The following is a 21502-nucleotide window of genomic DNA, read 5'->3' as shown; positions in this document are numbered from 1 at the left end:
GCCCTCAACGGATGATGCTGCCCGTATCCAGCCAATAGCTGCTCTCGCCGATGCCGACCGTCGTCAGGGTGTTGAGTTTGAGCACGATGTCGCGCGCCGGGTTGAGGGCGGTGCCCTGGCTGGTGACGGCGGAGGCCACGCTGAAGCTCTCGGGCCCTGCGCCTTTCTTGCGGTCCAGCTTGAGGGCGATCTGGATCACGGCGGGCGCGGTGCGGTCGGCGCTGGCGAGGAGCTGCTTGGCACGGTCGCTCAGGTCCAGCACATAAAGCGGCGTCGCCGGCCAGCGCTCGGAGGCGAGTTGGCGGAAGCCTAAAATCATCCGGGCGCGCATCTCGAACGGGCGGTCCGGCAGCTCGTAGTTTTCGTCATCCAGGTTGATGTCGCGGTAGTACACGTCTGCGTCGCGCAGCACGAGGTTCTGGTCGATCAGCCCCAGGTGGCGGACGGTCGAGTACACCTTGTAGGCATGGGCCAGGAAGTTGAAATTGGGGATGCGGCGGGCGCCGCCGACTTTGCAGATCATCGCCCCGACCACCGCGGTGGTCTTGGGGTCGCCGATCCGGCCGTCGCGGTGGAAGGGATACCAGACCCCGGCGCGGAACCCCGCCAGCGGCACGACCCGCTCGGGCGGCAGCGGCAGCAGCCGGCGGAACAGGGCCAGGATGCCTGGCATGCAGGAAGGCCGCCCGCTCAGCAGCAGCACGTCGCAGTGGTACAGGTGGACGATCTCGCACAGCGCCCGGATGGTCTTGCAGATCTCGAACTGGTCTTCCAGGAACAGCCGGTGCAGGCGGTGCAGGTCGAAGGGAATCGCCACTTCGAGCAAATCGAAATCCTCAGTTCTGGCGCCGGCCGACCGCCTCACCCCCAGCGCGAAATGCCGCACCACGTGCTCGGAGGGGCGATCCTCCCCGGCCAGCAGTTCGCCGATCCTGAAGCTGCGGGATTCCGCCGGCAGGGTCGGATCGAAGCGCTCGTAGGCATGCAACAGCTTCAGCCCCAGCGGATAGAACACCTCCAGGGCCAGCCGCTGACGCGAGGTGCGGTCCTGTACCGACAGGGTCTCGGCGCCGACGAGCTGGGACAACAAGGGCGCGGGATCGGCCACACCGTAGTCGAGCAGCGCCGCTTCGATCGCCGGCACGATCATCTTCTGCACCGTCTCCAGCAGCAGATCGTCGCCCGCCACCTTGAAACCGTCGCGGAAGCGCTGCTCCGGCAGGATGTAGACGTTGGCGCCCTGGCCATGGTCGAGCCGGTAGTCGGCCACCACCAGGTCCGTGGTGCCGCCACCAATGTCGATCGAGGCCAACGTGATCGCTAAGGTCCCGCGGTCCGAACCGGCCCGCCGGAGAGAACGGAAGAAATCCTCGGGCCGTCCGCCGAAATGCTCGTGGATGCCGCTGAAGAGGAACACCGCCTGGGCGCAGGTGGCCTCGTCCCATTCGGTGTGGACCGTCGGGAAGCGCGGCCAGGCGGTGGGGTTGCCGGCCGCGTCCACCGCGTCGATGCCGTCGTCCTCCGGCTGCCAGCCCAGTGCCTTCCATACCAAGACCATGGCCTGGCGCAAGCGCGAAGCGAAGATCTGCCGCTCCGGCTTGGGCATGGAGGGCGGCACGGTGATGATGATGGAGCGCAGATGCCGGGGCTTCTCCGGATCGCCCTGCTTGATCCGCTGGGCCGGGCTGTTGATCTGGCCGAGCGCATGGATGAGGATTTCGGCCAGGAAGAAGCACATCAAGGAGCTGCGGGAATACTTGGGCACGAACACCGGCATGCGCTCGGCCTCCGGCAGCTCGTGCAGGGCCTCGCCGCGCTCGTTGATCAGGTTGCTGAACGGCGCGCCGGTGGCGTGGGGTTCGATCTCCTCGCGGCTGTAGGCGACGTTGAAGCGCCAGCCGGGCTCGTAGCGGTCTTCGTCCCAGAGGTAGCGCTTGGGGCTGGAGAGCCCGGTCGAGCCTTCGGTGCCGCGGCGATGGTTGGCCAGCCGCGCCGCCTCGCGCCCGACCCGGGCGATGGTCGGCCAGACGAAAGCGTCGTTGCGTCCGCTCTTGCAGGCCAAGTGCTCCTTCCCCAGCAGGGCCTGGGCGAATTCCACCCGGCTCTCGAAGGGTTCGTGGTAGACCTTGTGCGGCTCGGACAGATCGCGGATGGTGAGTTCGTAGCGGTTCTTGAGGCCGTCGTGCTGCTGCGGGTGCTCCTCGACCAGGATGCCGCAGGTCCGGGAATTGCCGACATCGAGCACCAGATCGACCGGGATAGGCGCGTAGATGTCGTCCGGCGCGTTGCTGCGCACCCGGACTTCCGGAATGCCGGCCCGGGTACCGATCAGGTGCAGGAAATTGAGGTAATGGGCGTGATGGCTGAGCTGGTCGATCTCGCTGTCGACATCCTCAGCCGGCAGTTTCAGCCTAGCCGCCGCCTCGTCGCGGAACACCTCCGCCAGCCATTCGTCGACCCAGGACAGCTCCGGATACCAGCCCATTTCGTGCGCACGGTGGGCGAGTTGGAAACTGGCGCCGGTCTGCACGTCGGCGCGGGTCGGCGCCAGATAGGCCGTGGCCTCGCGCGCCTCCAGCACCTGGGTGTCGAAGGCCAGCGTCAGGCGGTGGGTGTGGCCGCGCAGGTCCTCGCCTTCGCCGAGCTTGACGATCCGGCCACGGGCCCAGGTCGTCGGTCCCTGATCGAAGCGGCGCTGGGGACCGGCGCGCAGCATGGGCAGCGGCAGCCAGCAGCCGTCCAGCAGCTTGATGGACTCGTCGACGCCGACGCTGAATTTGGGTTTGACCACCAGCACCGGATCGCCCGGATGGACGTGGCGCTCACGCCGCTCGTCCCACTCCAGCCGCGCCAGCGAGCGCTGGCCGCTCTGCAGGGCAAATTCGCCGGGCGGCTCCCGGCGCAGATCCAGCGTCAGCCCGAAATCCATGAACTGGACCCCGCTGCGCATGATCAGCGTGGCGTTTTCGGCGAACTCCACCAATTCGCTCAGCATTCGGCTTCCCCGCTCGATCCGCTATTTCTTGGTGATCCGGACATTGTAATCGGAGCCGTCCGGATTCTTGCCCTTGCACACCGCATGGCCTTGCGGGTCGGTGGCGCACTCCACCTTCGAGCGCTGGATGCTGCTGCCGTCGGGACAGCGGATGTCGCCGGCCTGGTCGATCACCAGCTTGGAGCCGCTGAAGCTCGAAGTCACCGGCGCAGTGCATTCCATCTCCTTGCCGCCGACCGAACGCTTCAGCCGGGCCATGCCTTCCGTGCCCTTGAAGTCGTATTCGAGCTGGACCGGATTGCCGGAGCTGTCCTGCAGGCCGGTGACGGAATGCCACTGGCCGTTCAGGAAATCCGTCGAACCCTGCCTGGCGGCCTCTTTGGGAATCGTCAGCGGAGCGCCGGAAGCCGTTACGCCGCTTCCGGTCCCCGAAGCGCCTTGCCCGGACGGACTCTCCGCTGGCTGGTCGGTGCTTGCGGCAGATTTTTCGTCGGCGGGTGTTCCGCTCCCTTCGGACGGACTGGCATCGGCGGTTTGTCCGTCGGCGCCGGAATCGGATTTCGCCGCGTTGCCGTCAGACGATTCGGTCCCCGCCATGTCGGCATCGGCCGATTCGGCCTCCGGGGCGGATGTGCTTTCTTCGTCGGTGGCCGCGCTTGCGGGCGGCATCGCGGCCGAGGTGTCCCGGTTTTCGATGTCGGCCGCCCCCTCCGGGCTCCGTGCCGCACGAGTGGTATCCCCGACGGTACGGGAACCGTCGACCGTACGGCTTACGCTCATATCCTCGCGATCATGGCGCTCGCTCTGATCGCTCCGCTCACCGAAGGCGGCATCGCCACGGCGTATTTGCTCCCGGACCGCCTCCCCGGGCCGGGCGGAGGGAGATGCTTCGGGAACAGCGTCACGGTTCTGGGCGAGCGGCACCGGAGACGGCGTGGGCTCCTGCCGCATGAGCCCAGCGAGGCCGTCCGGCCCGCAGCTCCTCAAGCCGAACAGGAGAAATCCCAGCAGCAGCAGCGGCAGCAAGAGCCACAGCCAGCGCCACCAGCGCCGGCGCTCCGGCGCCGGGGGAGCCATGCCCGGCCCCGCCTCGAACCGCGCCGGCGACACCGAGATGCCGCCGACATCGAGGCTGGCCAGCACGTCGCGCTCCGGCGGCTCGTCACGCCCTCCGAAGCCCCAGAATGTCATGACCGGCCGGCCCCCGACGAGATACACGTGATCCTCTCCCGGAATACGCGTCGCCAGCGCCAGCAGCTTGCCGAAAACCTGCTGCTCGCTGTCCTCCGACGCCTGCAGCGCCCGGCTCTTTTCGAGCAGGCGCTCTCGCGCGGCCAAGAGGCTGGCTCTCGCCGGACCGCGCTCCTCCGGCGTCGCCGAAGTCCAGGGCACCACGTCTCCATCGAAGGCCGAATACCAGTCTATGGTGTCCCCTTTCTCGTCCTGAACCGGTACGGCGAAGTGATCCGCCGCCTCCTGGCCGAGTTGCCGCCGAATCGCGGCCCGCAATTGCGAAGCCGCCCGGTAGACCGGATTGCCGGTCGCACCCAGGGGCAAAAAGTGCTTCAGGCTGCCGGATCGAAGCAGGACGCCAGCCATAGGGAACTCCTTGGAATCGTCGAAACTGGGGGAAGGTCGGACGGATCGCAAACACGGCCGGCAGCCGGATTCCGCCCCTGCCCGTACGGCCCGATTGTAGCAAAGATGCTGATCGAGAACGGGGAGCCGTCCGAATGCATGACGCGGGAGGTGTTCATTGCCGCCTCCATGGCGTGAGCCGGACGGGGCCCGCGCCGGAGGACGACTCAGGCGGAAAACGCCCGCGCTACGGCTCCGGCCAGCCGGTCCGCGAGTTCGTGGACTTTGCCCTCGTCCGCTCCTTCGACCATCACCCGGATCAACGGCTCCGTCCCGGACGGGCGCAGCAATACGCGGCCGGAGTCGCCAAGCTCCGACTCCACTTCGGCCTTCACCTTCTGAACCAGCGGTGCCGAATCCAGGCTGACCCGTTCCTCCAGCCGCACATTGACCAGCCGCTGCGGATATTTCCTCATGCCCTGCTTCAGTTCGTGCAGGGTTTTCCCGCTACGGACGATCTCCGCCAGGATCTGCAGGGCGGAGACGATGCCGTCTCCAGTGGTCGTGCGATCGCGGCATATGATGTGGCCCGAACTTTCGCCGCCCAGAATGCTGCCGTGCTCGAGCATCATTTCCATGACGTAGCGGTCGCCGACCGCGGCCCGCCTGAACTCCAGCCCCAGGCGCCGTATGGCCTGCTCCAGGCCCAGATTGCTCATCAGGGTTCCCACCACCGAACCGGCCAGTTCGCCGCTGGCGCTCCGGGCATTGGCGATGACGAAAAGCAGTTCGTCGCCGTCGACGACCTGTCCCTCGTGGTCGACCATCATCAGCCGGTCGCCGTCGCCGTCCAGCGCGATGCCCAGATCGGCTTTTTCCTTGAGCACCGTCCGGCGAAGGTTTTCAGGATCGGTGGCGCCGACGCGGTCGTTGATGTTGAGCCCGTCCGGCGCGGCCCCGATGGTGCTCACCGTGGCCCTCAGTTCCGAAAACACGTCGGGGGCGACGTGGTAGGTCGACCCGTGCGCGCAGTCCACCACGATCCTCATTCCCGAAAAATTGATGCCCAGGGGGATCGTGCTCTTGCAGAACTCGATGTAGCGCCCCGCCGCGTCCCTGATGCGCGTCGCCTTGCCGATGCGTGAACACTCCACGGTGGTCATCGGCCTGCGCAGATGGTCTTCGATCTCCAGCTCGACTTCGTCTGGCAGCTTCATGCCGTCCGGCCCGAAAAACTTGATGCCGTTGTCGTAGTAGGGATTGTGCGAAGCGCTGATGACGACGCCCGCCTGGGCACGGAACGTCCGGGTGAGATAAGCGACCGCCGGGGTCGGCATCGGACCCAGCAGTTGCGTGTCCACGCCGGCGGCGGAAAACCCGGCCTCGAGTGCCGACTCGAACATGTATCCGGAAATCCTCGTGTCCTTGCCGATCAAGACACGCTGGCCCGGCTTCTCGCGCGCGAAGACGCAACCCGCCGCCCAGCCGAGCTTGAGCATGAAGTCCGGCGTGATCGGGTATTCGCCTACCTTGCCGCGAATGCCGTCGGTCCCGAAATATTCTTTCTTCACTGCTTACTCCTCATATCTGCCGTCTAAAAAAATAGCGAACTCGCAGACAACAGAAAACCCCTGGCGGGCTGGAGTCCGCCAGGGGTTCGAAGGCCTGTGCCGCCCGAAAGCTTCTTAAGTCTGCTCCGCCGGCTTGCCGAAGGAACCCGATACCGGCTGATCGCCTCCTTTCGATGCCGACTCGCCGCTGCCGGGAGGCGTGGTGTCCTCCCAGCTCTGGGGAGCCCGCGGCGGCTTCCCTTCCATGATGTCGGCAATCTGCAGACGATCTATGGTTTCATACTTGATCAGCGCTTCGGCCATGAGGTGCATCTTATCCATGTTTTCCCGGAGGATACGCTCGGAGCGCTCGTAGTTGCGGTCGATGATCGAGCGGATTTCCTCGTCGATCAGATGCGCCGTTTCTTCCGAAACGCTCTTGTGCTTGGTCACGGACCGGCCGAGGAAGACTTCGCCCTCCTCCTCGCTGTAGGCCAGAGGCCCCAGCCGCTCCGACAGTCCCCACCGCGTCACCATGTTCCGCGCCAGGCTGGTCGCGCGCTCGATATCGTTCTGGGCGCCGGTGGTCACGCGCTCGCGGCCGAACACGATCTCCTCGGCCAGCCGCCCGCCGAACAGGCTGGAAATCTGGCTCTCCAGTTTCTGCTTGCTGGCGCTGTAGGTGTCGCGCTCCGGCAGGAACATCGTGATGCCGAGGGCGCGGCCGCGCGGCATGATGCTGACCTTGTAGACGGGGTCATGCTCCGGCACCGACAGGCCGACGATGGCATGGCCGGCTTCGTGATAAGCCGTGAGCTTCTTTTCCTCGTCGCTCATGACCATCGACTTGCGCTCGACGCCCATGAGGATCTTGTCCTTGGCCTTCTCGAAATCCTCCATTTCCACGACCCGCTTGTTCTTGCGGGCCGCGAACAGGGCGGCCTCGTTGACCAGGTTGGCCAGATCGGCGCCGGAGAAACCGGGCGTGCCGCGCGCCAGATACTTGGCTTCCACGTCGTCGGCCAGCGGCACCCGCTTCATGTGGACCTTGAGGATCTGCTCGCGCCCGCGGACGTCCGGCAGACCGACCACCACCTGACGGTCGAACCGGCCCGGCCGCAGCAGCGCGGGGTCGAGCACGTCAGGACGGTTGGTCGCGGCGATCACGATGATGCCTTCGGTGCCTTCGAAACCGTCCATCTCGACCAGCAACTGGTTCAGGGTCTGCTCGCGTTCGTCATGACCGCCGCCGAGGCCGGCGCCGCGGTGGCGGCCGACGGCATCGATTTCGTCGATGAAGATGATGCACGGGGCATGTTTCTTCGCCTGTTCGAACATGTCGCGCACGCGCGAGGCGCCCACGCCGACGAACATTTCCACGAAATCCGAGCCCGAGATCGAGAAGAACGGTACCCTGGCTTCGCCGGCAATGGCGCGGGCCAGCAGGGTCTTACCGGTGCCCGGCGGCCCGACCATGAGCGCGCCGCGGGGAATCTTGCCGCCCAGTTTCTGGAACTTACTCGGGTCCTTGAGAAAATCGACCATTTCGGAGACGTCTTCCTTGGCCTCGTCGGCACCGGCGACGTCGGCGAAGGTCACCTTGACCTGGTCTTCCTCGATCAGCCGCGCCTTGCTCTTGCCGAAGGACATCGCTCCCCGGCCGCCGGCGCCGCCCTGCATCTGGCGCATGAAGAATATCCATACGGCCACCAGCAGCAGCATCGGGAACCAGGAGATGAATATCTGCATCAGGAGCGACTGCGACTCCGGCGGCTGCGCCTTGATCTCCACGTGGTTCTTGAGCAGGTCGTCGACCAGGTGCGGGTCTTCCGGGTTGTAGGTCGAGAATTTCTCGCCCGTTCCCAGCATGCCGCGCACGTTCTGTCCGTCGATGATCACCGATTTGACCTGCCCTTCATTCACGGCCGCAATGAACTGCGAATAGGACATGCTGGAATCGACCGATTTACGGGACCCGAAGTTGTTGAAGACGGACATCAGCACGACGGCGATGACCACCCAAAGAAGAATGTTCTTTAACATATCGTTCACGACTCGAATCTCCGTAGTCGGATTGGGATGGAGAGCGGCTTTTATTATTTATGTCAGACCGATGACGGCAATATTATCCATACATGCTCGCGACCGCCACGAAATTCCCCGCGGCACGGCAAAATCGTCGACGCAACATGACATAAATATGACACATGGACGGCCAAAATCGTTCCCGGACATGCCCCATCATCGGTCTCCGCCACGGTACCCCTTGCCGACGAGATAGATTTCCGCGCTCCGGGCACGGGAGGCCTTCGGCTTCCTCATGACGACGGACGCGAACGCCTTTCTGGCCAGCGCGACGTATTCCTGGAATCCTTCACCCTGAAACAGCTTCACGGCGAAGCGTCCATTCGGGGCCAGGACCCTTTCCGCGAGATCGAAGGCCAGCTCCGCCAGGTACATGCTGCGCGGCTGGTCGACGTTGCGGTTCCCGCTCATATTGGGTGCTATGTCCGACAATACCACATTCGCCGAGCGCCCGCCGATGGCTTCCAGCACCCCCTGGAACACCGCGTCGTCGAGGAAATCCCCCTGCACCACGGTGACGCCGGGCAAAGGCTCCATCGGCAGGATATCCAGGGCGAGGACCTTGCCCTTGGGGCCCACCCGCTGCGCCGCATATTGCGACCAGCCCCCCGGAGCCGCACCGAGGTCGATCACCGTGGCGCCGGGCTCGAACAAACGGTCGCGCTCGTCCAGCTCGATCAGCTTGAAGACGGCTCGTGAGCGGTAGCCTTTTTCCTGCGCCAGACGCACGTACTCGTCGGAGAAGTGCTCCGCCAGCCAGCGGCCGCTGCTTCGGCTACGCTTTGCCATGAGAAATTTCTTCAATCACGCTAGAATGTACGGCTTTCTCTTCGATAGTGTAAACGTATGACCCCCGAACTCAGACGCCAGTTGCGCGCCAAGGCCCACAAACTGAAGCCGGTCGTGATCACCGGCCAGGCCGGCATCACGCCGGGCGTGCTCGGCGAAATCGACCTGGCACTGGAACATCACGAATTGATCAAGGTTCGGGTCAATGCCGGGGACCGTGAAACCAGGGCGGAGATGACGGCGCTGATCTGCGGGGAATCGGGTGCCGAGCTGGTCCAATCCCTCGGCCACGTGATCACGCTCTTCCGGAAGTCGCCTGAGCGGGGCAAGAAAGCCTAGATGTATTTGACCGATACGATTTCGTATTCGCGGGTACCGCCTGGCGCCTGCACCGTCGCCACGTCGCCTTCCTGTTTGCCGATGAGGGCGCGGGCGATCGGCGAAGTCACCGAGATCCGGCCTTCCTTGATCTCGGCCTCGTCCTCCCCGACGATCTGATACGTCACCACTTCACCGGAAACCAGGTCTTCGATCTCGGCGGTCGCCCCGAAAACGATCTTGCCGCCGGGATTGAGGCGCGTAACGTCGATGATCTGGGCATTGGCGAGCTTGCTCTCGATCTCCTTGATCCGTCCCTCGATGAATCCCTGCTGTTCCCGCGCCGCCTGATACTCGGCGTTCTCCTTCAGGTCGCCATGGGCGCGCGCCTCGGCGATCGCCTCGATCACTCGGGGCCGCGCCACCGACTTCAGATGATTGAGTTCTTCGCGCAGCTTTTCGGCACCGCGCGTGGTCATGGGAGTCTTGTTCATCGCTGTTCCTTCCTATTCTCCGATTCAGGATAGAGCGCCGTGCAAATCCTGCAGCCGGTTGACGTCCACCGAGCCGAGTTCGTCGAGCGCACAGCAGATGGCATGGGCGCCGGAAATCGTCGTGGTGTAGGTCACCTGATGCTGCAAAGCCTGCCGTCGAATGGTGAACGAATCGGCGATGGCTTTCTTGCCCTCGGTCGTGTTGATGATAAGCTGAATCTGGCCGTTCTTGATCATGTCGACGATGTGCGGCCGCCCTTCGTACACCTTGTTCACCTTTTCGCAGGGGACGCCGGCTTCCTGCAGCACCTTCGCCGTGCCCCGCGTGGCCACCAGGCGAAATCCCTTGGCGACCAGCGCCTGCGCGATCGGAACGATCTTGGGCTTGTCCGCGTCGCGGATGCTGATCAGCGTCGCCCCTTCGTAAGCCAGCCGGACGCTGGCAGCCCGCTGCGCCTTGGCGTAGGCCTCGCCGAAGCTGTTGCCGACGCCCATCACCTCGCCGGTCGACTTCATCTCCGGCCCGAGCAGCGGATCGACGCCGGGGAACTTGATGAAGGGGAATACCGCTTCCTTGACCGAGAAATACGGCGGGATGCGCTCCTCGATCACGCCCTGCTGGTCGAGGCTGCGGCCAACCATGCAGCGCGCCGCGACCTTGGCCAGCGGATAGCCGGTCGCCTTCGATACGAAAGGAACGGTGCGGGACGCGCGCGGATTCACTTCCAGCACGAAGATCTCGTCGCCCTGGATGGCGAACTGGGTGTTCATCAAGCCGACCACGCCCAACGCCTCCGCCAGCAGACGGACCTGCTCCCTGACCCTGTCCTGGATCTCCGCCCGCAGGTCGTACGGCGGAATCGAACAGGCGGAATCGCCCGAATGCACTCCCGCCTGCTCGATGTGCTGCATCAAGCCGCCGATCATCACGCGCCGGCCGTCGGCGACGGCGTCCACGTCCATCTCGATGGCGTCGGACAGGAAGCGGTCGAGCAGCACGGGGGACTCGTTGGAAACGCTGACTGCTTCGAGCATGTAGCGCTTGAGGTCGTCGTCGTTGAACACGATTTCCATCGCCCGGCCGCCCAGCACGTAGGACGGGCGCACGACCAGCGGATAGCCGATTTCCTGGGCGCCGCGCAGGGCCTCTTCCAGGGAGCGCGCCGTGCGGTTGGGCGGCTGTTTCAGGTTGAGCCGGTCGATCAGCTTCTGGAAGCGCTCGCGATCCTCGGCCAGGTCGATGGAGTCGGGCGAGGTGCCGATGATCGGCACGCCTGCCGCCTCCAGCGCACGGGCCAGCTTCAGCGGCGTCTGGCCGCCGTATTGCACGATCACGCCCTTCGGCTTCTCCAACTGCACCACCTCGAGCACGTCCTCCAGCGTGAGGGGCTCGAAATACAGGCGGTCGGAAGTATCGAAGTCGGTGGATACCGTCTCCGGGTTGCAGTTGATTATGATGGTCTCGAAACCATCCTCGCGCAGCGCCATGGCCGCGTGCACGCAGCAATAGTCGAACTCGATGCCCTGGCCGATCCGGTTGGGGCCGCCGCCGAGCACGACGATCTTCTCGCGTTCCGTCGGCGCGGCCTCGCACTCTTCCTCGTAGGTCGAGTAGAGATAGGCGGTGACGGTGGCGAATTCGGCCGCACAGGAGTCGATCCGCTTGTACACGGGTCGGATGCCGAAACGGTGCCGCACCGCCCGCACTTCCGCCTCGCTGCGGTCCAGCAGACGAGCCAGCCGCGAATCGGAGAATCCCTTGCGTTTCAAGGCCAGCAGTTCATCGGCGGTCAGCGAAGCGAGCGTACGCCGGGCCAGCGCGGACTCTTCGAGAATGATGTCCTCGATCTGGGCCAGAAACCAGGGGTCGATGGCACTCAGCTCGTGGATCTCGTCCAGGCTCCAGCCCAGCCGGAAGGCGTCGGCGACATAGAACAGGCGGTCGCAGCCCGGATGACCGAGCTCGCGCTGCAGGCGCTCGACCCGGTCCTCGCTGTCCACGGCGAGTCTGCCGACCAGCCCGTCCACCCCGATCTCCAGGCTGCGCAGAGCTTTCTGCAGCGACTCCTGGAAGGTCCGGCCGATCGCCATGGCTTCGCCCACCGATTTCATCTGGGTGGTGAGGCGGTCGTCCGCCTGCGGGAACTTCTCGAAGGTGAAACGGGGAACCTTGGTCACCACGTAATCGATGGTCGGCTCGAACGATGCCGGCATGGCGCCCCCGGTGATCTCGTTGCGCAGCTCGTCCAGGGTATAGCCGACCGCCAGTTTGGCGGCGACCTTGGCGATGGGGAAGCCTGTGGCCTTGGAAGCCAGCGCCGACGAGCGCGACACCCTGGGATTCATCTCGATCACGATCAGGCGGCCGTCCCTCGGGTTGACCGCGAACTGCACGTTGGATCCGCCGGTATCCACCCCGATCTCGCGCAGCACCGCGATGGAGGCGTCGCGCATGATCTGGTATTCCTTGTCGGTCAGCGTCTGCGCCGGCGCGACCGTGATCGAGTCGCCGGTGTGGACGCCCATGGGATCGAAGTTCTCGATCGAGCAGACGATGATGCAGTTGTCCGCTCGGTCGCGCACCACCTCCATTTCATATTCTTTCCAGCCGAGCACCGACTCCTCGATCAGCAGCTCGTGGGTGGGCGAGAGTTCCAGGCCGCGCTCGCAGATTTCGACGAACTCCTCGCGGTTGTAGGCGATGCCGCCGCCGGACCCGCCCAGGGTGAACGAGGGCCGGATGATGGCGGGATAGCCTACCGTGTCCAGCACGGCCAGCGCCTCCTCCAGGCTGTGGGCGACATCGGACTTGGGCACCGACAGGCCGATCTTGACCATGGCCTTGCGGAACTGGTCGCGGTCCTCGGCCTTAGAGATGGCTTCGCGTGTGGCGCCGATCATCTCAACGCCGAAGCGCTCCAGCACGCCTTCGCGGTCGAGGTCCAGCGCGCAGTTGAGTGCAGTCTGGCCGCCCATGGTCGGCAGCAGCGCGTCCGGCCGTTCCTTTTCGATGATACGGGCGACGGTCTGCCAGTCGATCGGTTCGATATAGGTCGCATCGGCCATCTCCGGGTCCGTCATGATCGTGGCCGGATTCGAATTGACCAGGATGACCCGATAGCCCTCCTCCCGCAGCGCCTTGCAGGCCTGCGCGCCGGAGTAGTCGAACTCGCAGGCCTGGCCGATGACGATGGGCCCTGCGCCCAACAGCAGAATCGATTTGATATCGGTACGTTTTGGCATGAACGAAGGACGCGATTAATGGCGGTTGCGGGCGACTTTCATGTCGGCGATGAAGCGGTCGAACAAATCGCACAGATCGTGCGGACCGGGGCTGGCTTCCGGATGCCCCTGGAAACTGAACGCGGAACGGTCGGTGAACTCGATGCCTTGAAGACTGCCGTCGAACAATGAGCGGTGGGTCGGTCGTACGTTTGCCGGCAGGCTGGCTTCCTCGACGGCGAAACCGTGGTTCTGGCTGGTGATGATCACGCGCCCGGTGCCCAGGTCCTGCACCGGATGGTTGGCACCGTGATGGCCGAATTTCATCTTCGAGGTGCGCGCGCCGGCCGCGAGGGCCAGCAACTGATGCCCCAGGCAGATGCCGAAAACGGGGATGCCGGTGCCCAGGAATTCCTGGATCGACGCGATGGCGTAGTCGCAGGGCTCCGGATCGCCGGGCCCGTTGGACAGAAACAACCCGTCCGGCTTCAGCGCCAACGCCTCGGACGCCGGCGCTTTGGCAGGTATCACGGTGACGCGGCAGCCGCGATCCGCGAGGAGGCGCAAAATGTTTCGCTTGACGCCGAAATCGTAGGCGACGACATGGAAATCGCCTTGGCCTGCCCGCACCGGGTCGGCGCCGAGCCGCCAGGAGCCTTCGGCCCACTCATAGGACTGCTGCGTAGTCACGACCTGGGCCAAATCCATGCCCTGTAATCCGGGGAAACCGCGGGCCATGTCCACCGCGGCATCGGCATCCAGGGCGTCGCCGGCGGCGATGCAGCCTCGCTGAGCGCCCTTGTCCCGCAGGATGCGGGTCAGCCTGCGGGTATCCAGACCGGCGATACCGACCACGCCGCGCTGGCGCAGGTAGTCGTCCAGCGGAAGCTGGCATCGCCAGTTGCTGGCCCGCAGCGGCAGGTCGCGGATCACCAGGCCGCTGGCGAAAATGCCGGTGGACTCGACATCCTCTTCGTTGACGCCGGTGTTGCCGACGTGCGGATAGGTCAACGTGACGATCTGCCGGGCGTAGGACGGATCGGTGAGAATTTCCTGGTAGCCGGTGATCGAGGTATTGAACACCACCTCGCCCACCGACGAGCCTTCGGCTCCAATCGCGTAGCCGCGAAACACGGTACCGTCTTCAAGAGCAAGCAGCGCGGGAGTTTTCAATAAGGCCACCTTAAGATGTGCAAAACGGGGCAGACCCGAAGATATGCCCCGCTTGTTGGAATTCGATGCGTTTTAGCCGCTCGATTATAGAAGATCGCCCTAATGGAGTCTATCCAAGGCATCTTTCGCTAAGAGTTATGCACGGCATGAGGTTTCCCGCTTTAGTCCCCCCGTTAGGCCGCGCCGAGCATCGCAGCTTTCGGCGAGAATAGCCCGAAGGGGAGCCGCAGGGATGCGGCTCGTCCATCGAGGGGCAGGAGCCCCTTCGATGGACCCTCGTTGAAAGCGAGAAGCACAGGAAGCTGTCGCGGCCTCCGGGCGGCTTTTCTTTGCGTACTTTCTTTTGGCCGTCCAAAAGAAAGTACGTCGGCCGTGGGTCCGAAAACCCACATTCACACCAGCGTCGCGCAGCGTTTCCTCAGCAGGCGTTATGGCGTTATTCATGCAACCCCAACACATCCTGCATATCGAACAGGCCTTTGCCTTGGGACATCAGCCAAACGGCCGCCCTTACCGCGCCCTTGGCGAAGGTCATGCGGCTGCTGGCCTTGTGGGTGATCTCGATGCGCTCGCCTTCGTCGGCGAACATGACGGTGTGCTCGCCGACGATGTCGCCGGCGCGAATGGTGGAGAAGCCGATGGTCTTGGCGTCGCGCGCGCCGGTGATGCCTTCGCGGCCGTAGATCGCGCAATCCTGTAAGTTCCGCCCCAAGGCTTTCGCTACGACCTCGCCCATCCGCAGGGCGGTACCCGAGGGTGCATCGATCTTGTGGCGATGGTGCGCCTCGACGATCTCGATGTCGGAATGTTCGCCCACCACCCGGGCGGCGATGTCCAGCAGCTTGAGCGCCAGATTCACGCCCACGCTCATGTTGGGCGCAAACACGATACCGACGCCTTCCGCGGCGGCGGCGATGGTCTGGCGCTGCTCCGCGCTGAAGCCGGTCGTCCCGATCACCAGCCGGATTCCGGCCGAGCGGCAGAATTCGAGGTGGGCCAGCGTGACTTCCGGCAGCGTGAAATCGATCAGCACGTCGACTTTGTCCAGCACCTCGCTCAGGTTGCCGACCACCGGCAAGCCGATCGCCGACAAACCCGCCAGCTCGCCTGCGTCGCGGCCCACCGACGGGCTCCCGGGACGTGCGATCGCCGCCGTCAGTTCCACCGCCGGCTCGGCCAGACAGGCGCGCACGAGATTGCCGCCCATCCGCCCCGCAACACCCGCTATTCCAACTCTGATGACCATGGTTCCAGTCCGCCCCTCAAAGTCCCAGACGATCGAAGAACTGCTTGACGCCATCCAGCCAGCCGTGCGCCTGCGGACTGTGATGGCTGCCGCCGCCGCGCAGGGACTCGTCGAGCTGCTTGATCAGCTCGGTCTGCTCCTTGTTCAGATGCACCGGCGTCTCCACCCGCACCCGGCACAGCAAGTCGCCGGCCACGCCGCCCCGGACCGGCTTGACGCCCTTGCCCCGGACCCGGAACAGCCGCCCGGTCTGGGTCTCGGCCGGAATCTTGAGCACCACCTTGCCGTCCAGCGTCGGCACTTCCAGTTCGCCGCCCAGGCAGGCGGTGGGGAAACCGATCGGCACTTCACAGTACAGATCGGCCCCGTCCCGGGTGAAGATCGGGTGCTCCTTGACCCCGATGTGCACGTAGAGATCGCCCGGCGGCCCGCCGCCCTCCCCCGCTTCGCCTTCGCCGGAAAGCCGGATGCGGTCGCCGGTGTCCACGCCGGGCGGAATCTTGACCGACAATGTCCTGGTTTCCTGCACGCGGCCCTGGCCGTAGCAGACCCGGCACGGATCGGAGACGTGCTGGCCGCTGCCGCGGCAGGTCGGGCAAGTCTGCTGGACGGAGAAAAAGCCCTGCTGCATGCGCACCGCGCCCTGGCCGTGGCAGGTGGGGCAGATGACGGGCGAGCTGCCTTTCTTGGCGCCCGATCCGCCGCACTCGGCGCAGGTCACCCAGGTCGGCACCTTGATCTTGGTCTCGGTCCCGGCAACGGCCTCCTCCAGCGTCAGCTCGAGGTTATAGCGCAGGTCGGCCCCGCGCTGCCCCCTGCCTCGCCGGCGTCCGCCTCCGCCGAAGATGTCGCCGAAGACGTCGCTGAAAATATCGCTGAAATTGTCGCCGGTGAACCCGAAGCCGCCGCCTCCGCCCATCGAGGGATCGATGCCGGCATGGCCGAACTGATCGTAGGCGGACCGCTTCTTGGGGTCGGACAGCACCTCGTAGGCTTCCTTCACGCTCTTGAAACGCTCCTCGGCCTCGGGATTGTCCTTGTTCCGGTCGGGGTGGTATTTCATCGCCAGGCGACGGAACGCCTTTTTGATGTCGCTGTCGCTGGCGTTGCGGGGAACCCCGAGCGTTTCGTAATAGTCTTCTTTTGCCATAAACGCACAACCGCCGGCTTGACGCCGGCGGCCCGATCAAGAGGGAAAGGAGGGACCGCATCCTACCCCGGGAGATGCGATGCGGTCCGCCGCGGGTTAACGCTTGTCGTCGCGGACTTCCTCGAATTCGGCGTCGACGACGTCGTCGCCGCCACCCGCCCCGCCGGCCTTTTCATGACCGTGCGTTTCCGCGCCTCCCGCTTCGCCATGCTGGGCGTAGAGCCGTTCGGCGAGCTTGCCGGAAAGCTCGGTCAGCGTCCTGGTCCGCTGCTCGATCAGGTCCTTGTTATCCCCGCCCATGGCATCCTTCAGATCGTTCAAGGCCGCCTCGATCTTCGCCCGTTCCTCGCCGGAAACCTTGTCGCCCAGTTCGGACAAGGTCTTGTTGGTGGCGTGTACCATGGCGTCGGCATGATTGCGCGCGCTGACCAGTTCGTGCATGCGGCGGTCTTCCTCCGCGTGCACCTCGGCATCCTTCACCATACGCTTGATCTCGTCCTCGGACAGGCCGCTGGAGGCGCGGATGACGATGGACTGCTGCTTGCCGGTCGCCTTGTCCTTGGCCGAGACGTTCAGGATGCCGTTGGCGTCGATGTCGAAGGTCACCTCGATCTGCGGCACACCGCGGGGCGCCATCGGGATGTCGCTCAGGTCGAAGCGCCCCAGCGACTTGTTGTCGCGGGCCATTTCGCGCTCCCCCTGAAGCACGTGGATGGTCACGGCGGTCTGGTTGTCCTCGGCGGTGGAGAATACCTGCGTCGCCTTGGTCGGAATCGTGGTGTTCTTCTCGATCAGCTTGGTCAGGACGCCGCCGAGGGTCTCGATGCCCAGCGACAGCGGGGTCACGTCCAGCAGCAGCACGTCCTTCACCTGGCCGCCGAGCACGCCGGCCTGGATGGCGGCGCCGACCGCCACGGCTTCGTCCGGGTTGACGTCCTTGCGGGGCTCCTTGCCGAAGATCTCCTTCACGAAATCCTGCACTTTCGGCATGCGGGTCTGGCCGCCCACCAGGATGACTTCGTCGATGTCGCCCGGCTTCACGCCGGCATCCTTCAGCGCGGTTTCGCAAGGGCCGCGGGTGCGCAGGATCAGGTCCTCCACCAGCGCCTCCAGCTTGGCCCGGGTCAGCTTGATGTTGAGGTGCTTGGGTCCGGTCGCGTCGGCCGTGATGTAGGGCAGGTTGATCTCGGTCTGCTGGCTGGAGGACAGCTCGATCTTGGCCTTCTCGGCGGACTCCTTGAGGCGCTGCAGCGCCAGCGGGTCGTTGTGCAGATCGATGCCCTGCTCCTTGCGGAATTCGTCCACGATGTATTCGATGATGCGCAGGTCGAAGTCTTCACCGCCGAGGAAGGTATCGCCGTTGGTCGACAGCACTTCGAACTGGTGCTCGCCATCGACTTCCGCGATCTCGATGATGGAGATGTCGAAGGTGCCGCCGCCCAGGTCGTAGACCGCGATCTTCTGGTCGCCGCGGCTCTTGTCCATGCCGTAGGCCAGCGCCGCCGCGGTCGGCTCGTTGATGATGCGTTTGACGTCCAGGCCGGCGATGCGGCCGGCATCCTTGGTGGCCTGGCGCTGGGAATCGTTGAAATACGCCGGCACGGTGATGACCGCTTCCTTGATTTCCTCACCCAGATAGGCCTCGGCGTCCTTCTTGAGCTTCATCAGCACGCGCGCCGAGATCTCCGGCGGCGCCATCTTCTTGCCGGCGGCTTCCACCCAGGCGTCGCCGTTCTCCGCCTCGACGATGGTGTAAGGCACCATCTTGATGTCCTTCTGGACGACGTCGTCCTTGTAGCGCCGGCCGATGAGGCGCTTGATCGCAAACAAGGTGTTCTTCGGATTGGTGATGGCCTGCCGCTTGGCAGACTGCCCCACCAGCACTTCGTTGTCGGGGGTGAATGCGATGATCGACGGCGTGGTGCGCGCGCCTTCGGCGTTCTCGATCACGCGGGGTTTGCCGCCTTCGAGGATGGCCACGCACGAATTGGTGGTACCCAGGTCGATCCCGATAATCTTTGCCATGGATTTCTCCGGTTTATAGGTGATTGTTCTGAAAGCTTAGAGGCTATGTGAGGCCGATCCTAAGGGATTTCAAGCCTGGGCCACGACGACGAGTGCCGGCCTGAGCAGCCGGTCGTTCAGCAGGTAGCCTTTCTGGAAGACCTTGACTACGGTATTCGGCTCGGCCGCCCCGGCGGATTCCATGGCCATGGCCTGATGCTGGTCCGGATTGAACTTCTCACCGACCGGATCGAGGGCCACGATGCCGAATTTTTCGAACACGTTCTGGAACTGTTTCAAGGTCAGCTCCGCGCCTTCCCGGAGTTTGGCGACGTCGGGCGTATCGGCGGATGACGCCGCGATGCCCAATTCCAGGCTGTCCATGACCGGCAGAAGCTCCTTGGCGAATTTTTCCAGGGCATACTTGTGGGCGTTCTGGAGGTCTTTTTCCACCCGGCGGCGCAGGTTTTCCATTTCCGCCTGGGCCCGAACGAAACGGTCCCAATTTTCACTTGCCTGCTGCCGAGCCTCGAGCAGGGCCTTTTCCGGCTCCCCGGCGGGCGCTTCTTCGGCGGGCTTGGCCTCCACCTCCAGGAGTTCCGGTTGAGTCTCTGCGCTGGGGCCGTTGGTCAATTCTTCTTCGCTCATAGTCCGATTATAGGGTTCAAAATTTTCTCGATCGGGAAAAACGAAACCGCCCGGCTCCTTCAGGAGAGCGGGCGGCGGACGTCCCGGTGCCGTCACAACTCCGGAGACGTTAAGTTGGGGCCAGCGTCCGCTGATTCAAGGCCGCCCCCACCAGTTTCGCGGTGACGTCCACCAGCGGGATCACCCGCTCGTATTTCATCCGGGTCGGCCCGATCACGCCGAGCACGCCCACCACCCGGTCGTCGACGGAATAGGAGGCGGTCACCAGACTGCAGGGCTCCAGCGGCCTGAAGCCGCTCTCTTCTCCAATGAGTATCTTCACTCCGGGCGAGTCGAGGCAGCGATCGAGCAGGCCGACGATGCTTTCCTTCTGCCGGAACGCCTCGAACAGGCCACGCAGCCGATCGACGTCGGCCAGCTCCACGAAGTCCATGAGGTTGGTCTCTCCACGCACCAGGAACGGCTTCTTGGAGCGCCCGCCCTCGAGCAGGGCCTGCTCGGCGATCTCGCCCGCCTGCAACAACTGTTCGCTCAGACGGTTGCGTTCGTTCTCCAATTCGGCGCGCAGATGCTCCCGCGCCGAGGCCATGTCCTTGCCGCCGCAGACAGCGTTGAAGAAGTTGGCGGCGGCCTGTAATTCCGCGGCGCTGAAACTGTGGGGCGTGTGAATGATCTTGTTGTGGATTTCCTGGTCGCTCGTCACCAGGATGGCCAGCACCCGGTGGTCCGACAGGGGCAGAAATTCGATGTGCTGGAACGCCAGGGCTTCCCGCCTCGGCATGGAGATGATGCAGGCCATGTGGGTCAGCTCGGACAGCAGCTTGGAAGCCGCCTCCAGCAAGTCGCGCGGGTTGTCCCGGCTTTCGAGATCCAGCCACAACTGGTCGACGATGCCTTGCTGCAAAGGCTTCACCGTCAGCAGAGAGTCGACGAACAGGCGATAGCCGCTCACGGTGGGCAGGCGCCCCGCCGAGGTATGCGGCGAGGTGATCAGGCCGAGCTCCTCGAGATCGGCCATGACATTGCGTATCGTTGCCGGACTCAAGCCGGCATCCCTGGCGAGAACACGCGAACCGACCGGCTGGCCTTCGCCGATATAACGCTCCACCAGCGCCTTCAAAAGGTGCTGCGCGCGCTCGCTCAGTTCGGGGAAACTCGCCACGGAAACTCCGGAAAGATTCTGGATTAGCACTCGACCGTATGGAGTGCCAAAAACTAACAACCCCTAGATTAAGTGTCAAGAAGGTCCTACCATTTGGCGAAAATACCGTATCCGGAGCATTTAACCGGCGGCGGCGATTAAGCCTTGCCAATTCTGTCAAGACCTTAAGGCATCGAACTTTCAACCCTTCCCTTTCTCACCCGAGTTCAGGCGGATGCTTTCGCAATTTCGCACCATCGCGCTCATCGGCAAACCGGACGCTCCCCGGATAGCGGATACTCTCGCCGCCATCCATGCCTATTTGCTGACTTCCGGACTCGAAATCCTGGTGGAACGCGGCTGCGCGACGCTTTTTCCACATGCCGCCCGGATATGCACGATGCCCGAACTGGCGCAGCGGGCGGACATCGCCGTGGTCGTCGGCGGGGACGGCACTTTGCTGGGAGCCGCGCGGAGCCTTTATGCGCACGGCGTTCCCCTCATCGGGATCAACCTGGGCCGGCTGGGCTTTCTGGTGGACATTTCCCCGAACGAGGCCGTCGGCAAGCTCCATGCAATCCTGACCGGCTCCTATCGCGCCGAGGAACGTTACCCCCTGGTGGCACGGCTGATCCGGGACGGTGAGACCGTCGCACAGGGCAGCGCCGTCAACGAAGTCGTCGTCCACAGCGGCAGCGCGACCAGCATGATAGAACTCGAAACCGCCATCGACGGCGTATTCCTGAATTCGCAGCGCTCCGACGGCCTGATCGTCTCCACGCCCACCGGTTCGACCGCCTATGCGCTGTCGGCCGGCGGCCCGATCCTCTACCCCGCGCTCAACGCGATGGTGCTGGCGCCGATCAACCCCCACACGCTGTCCAACCGTCCCATCGTCATCTCCGGGGACAGCCTGGTCACGATCGCGTTCCGGCCGAACAAGGAATTCCGCGCCCAGGTGAGCTGCGACAACGTCCCCTTCCCGGACGTCGCGTTCGAGGACCGCATCGAGATTCGCAAGGCGGAGCAGCCGTTCCGCATCCTCCACCCGACGGATTACGATTTTTTCCAGATCCTGCGGCTCAAGCTCAACTGGAGCAACCGCTAGG

Annotated in this window: 15 protein-coding genes; 2 read left to right on the top strand and 13 right to left on the bottom strand. The window is 64.4% G+C overall.

The window, feature by feature from the left end:
- Positions 1-4 precede the first annotated feature (4 nt).
- The 5 genes from ABZN20_RS01230 to rlmE form a co-directional block, all read right to left on the bottom strand.
- Complete coding sequence (locus ABZN20_RS01230) at positions 5-2995, bottom strand: virulence factor SrfB (protein ID WP_367026526.1); 2991 nt, start codon at positions 2993-2995, stop codon at positions 5-7.
- A 21-nt stretch (positions 2996-3016) separates the two neighbouring features.
- Entirely contained in the window at positions 3017-4594 is a 1578-nt protein-coding gene (locus ABZN20_RS01225) for an SrfA family protein (RefSeq protein ID WP_367026525.1), read from the bottom strand.
- Positions 4595-4800: 206 nt separating this feature from the next.
- On the bottom strand, positions 4801-6144 hold the full coding sequence (gene glmM, locus ABZN20_RS01220; RefSeq protein WP_367026524.1) for a phosphoglucosamine mutase: 1344 nt from the start codon (positions 6142-6144) through the stop codon (positions 4801-4803).
- 114 nt (positions 6145-6258) lie between these two features.
- On the bottom strand, positions 6259-8166 hold the full coding sequence (gene ftsH / locus ABZN20_RS01215) for an ATP-dependent zinc metalloprotease FtsH (RefSeq protein WP_367027596.1): 1908 nt from the start codon (positions 8164-8166) through the stop codon (positions 6259-6261).
- Positions 8167-8364: 198 nt separating this feature from the next.
- Positions 8365-8997, bottom strand: a complete 633-nt coding sequence (gene rlmE, locus ABZN20_RS01210) for a 23S rRNA (uridine(2552)-2'-O)-methyltransferase RlmE (RefSeq protein WP_367026523.1) — start codon at positions 8995-8997, stop codon at positions 8365-8367.
- Positions 8998-9054: 57 nt separating this feature from the next.
- Here rlmE and yhbY point away from each other — a divergent pair, with 57 nt between their 5' ends.
- Positions 9055-9336, top strand: coding sequence for a ribosome assembly RNA-binding protein YhbY (yhbY, locus tag ABZN20_RS01205; protein ID WP_367026522.1), 282 nt, complete (start codon positions 9055-9057; stop codon positions 9334-9336).
- Here the strand turns inward: yhbY and greA are convergent.
- The 8 genes from greA to hrcA all read right to left on the bottom strand — a co-directional run bounded on the left by greA (position 9333) and on the right by hrcA (position 20414).
- Entirely contained in the window at positions 9333-9809 is a 477-nt protein-coding gene (gene greA / locus ABZN20_RS01200) for a transcription elongation factor GreA (RefSeq protein WP_218806333.1), read from the bottom strand. The two genes, yhbY and greA, sit on opposite strands and share 4 nt — an antisense overlap.
- Positions 9810-9833: 24 nt before the next feature.
- Positions 9834-13052, bottom strand: coding sequence for a carbamoyl-phosphate synthase large subunit (gene carB / locus ABZN20_RS01195; protein ID WP_367026521.1), 3219 nt, complete (start codon positions 13050-13052; stop codon positions 9834-9836).
- Positions 13053-13067: 15 nt separating this feature from the next.
- A complete protein-coding gene (carA, locus tag ABZN20_RS01190; protein ID WP_218806331.1) occupies positions 13068-14204 on the bottom strand; it encodes a glutamine-hydrolyzing carbamoyl-phosphate synthase small subunit in 1137 nt (378 codons plus the stop codon).
- 436 nt (positions 14205-14640) lie between these two features.
- Positions 14641-15450, bottom strand: a complete 810-nt coding sequence (gene dapB / locus ABZN20_RS01185; RefSeq protein WP_367026520.1) for a 4-hydroxy-tetrahydrodipicolinate reductase — start codon at positions 15448-15450, stop codon at positions 14641-14643.
- Between the two features lie 16 nt (positions 15451-15466).
- Complete coding sequence (gene dnaJ, locus ABZN20_RS01180) at positions 15467-16600, bottom strand: molecular chaperone DnaJ (RefSeq protein WP_218806328.1); 1134 nt, start codon at positions 16598-16600, stop codon at positions 15467-15469.
- A gap of 96 nt (positions 16601-16696) precedes the next feature.
- Positions 16697-18625, bottom strand: coding sequence for a molecular chaperone DnaK (gene dnaK / locus ABZN20_RS01175; protein ID WP_367026519.1), 1929 nt, complete (start codon positions 18623-18625; stop codon positions 16697-16699).
- 69 nt (positions 18626-18694) lie between these two features.
- Positions 18695-19252, bottom strand: coding sequence for a nucleotide exchange factor GrpE (grpE, locus tag ABZN20_RS01170; protein ID WP_367026518.1), 558 nt, complete (start codon positions 19250-19252; stop codon positions 18695-18697).
- Between the two features lie 109 nt (positions 19253-19361).
- On the bottom strand, positions 19362-20414 hold the full coding sequence (gene hrcA / locus ABZN20_RS01165; RefSeq protein WP_367026517.1) for a heat-inducible transcriptional repressor HrcA: 1053 nt from the start codon (positions 20412-20414) through the stop codon (positions 19362-19364).
- A gap of 214 nt (positions 20415-20628) precedes the next feature.
- Here hrcA and ABZN20_RS01160 point away from each other — a divergent pair, with 214 nt between their 5' ends.
- Complete coding sequence (locus ABZN20_RS01160) at positions 20629-21501, top strand: NAD(+) kinase (protein WP_367026516.1); 873 nt, start codon at positions 20629-20631, stop codon at positions 21499-21501.
- Position 21502 lies beyond the last annotated feature (1 nt).

Origin of the sequence: Methylococcus sp. ANG, assembly GCF_040730495.1 — a bacterium.
Classification (GTDB): Bacteria; Pseudomonadota; Gammaproteobacteria; order Methylococcales; family Methylococcaceae; genus Methylococcus.
This window is presented reverse-complemented; position numbering and strand designations above follow the sequence as displayed.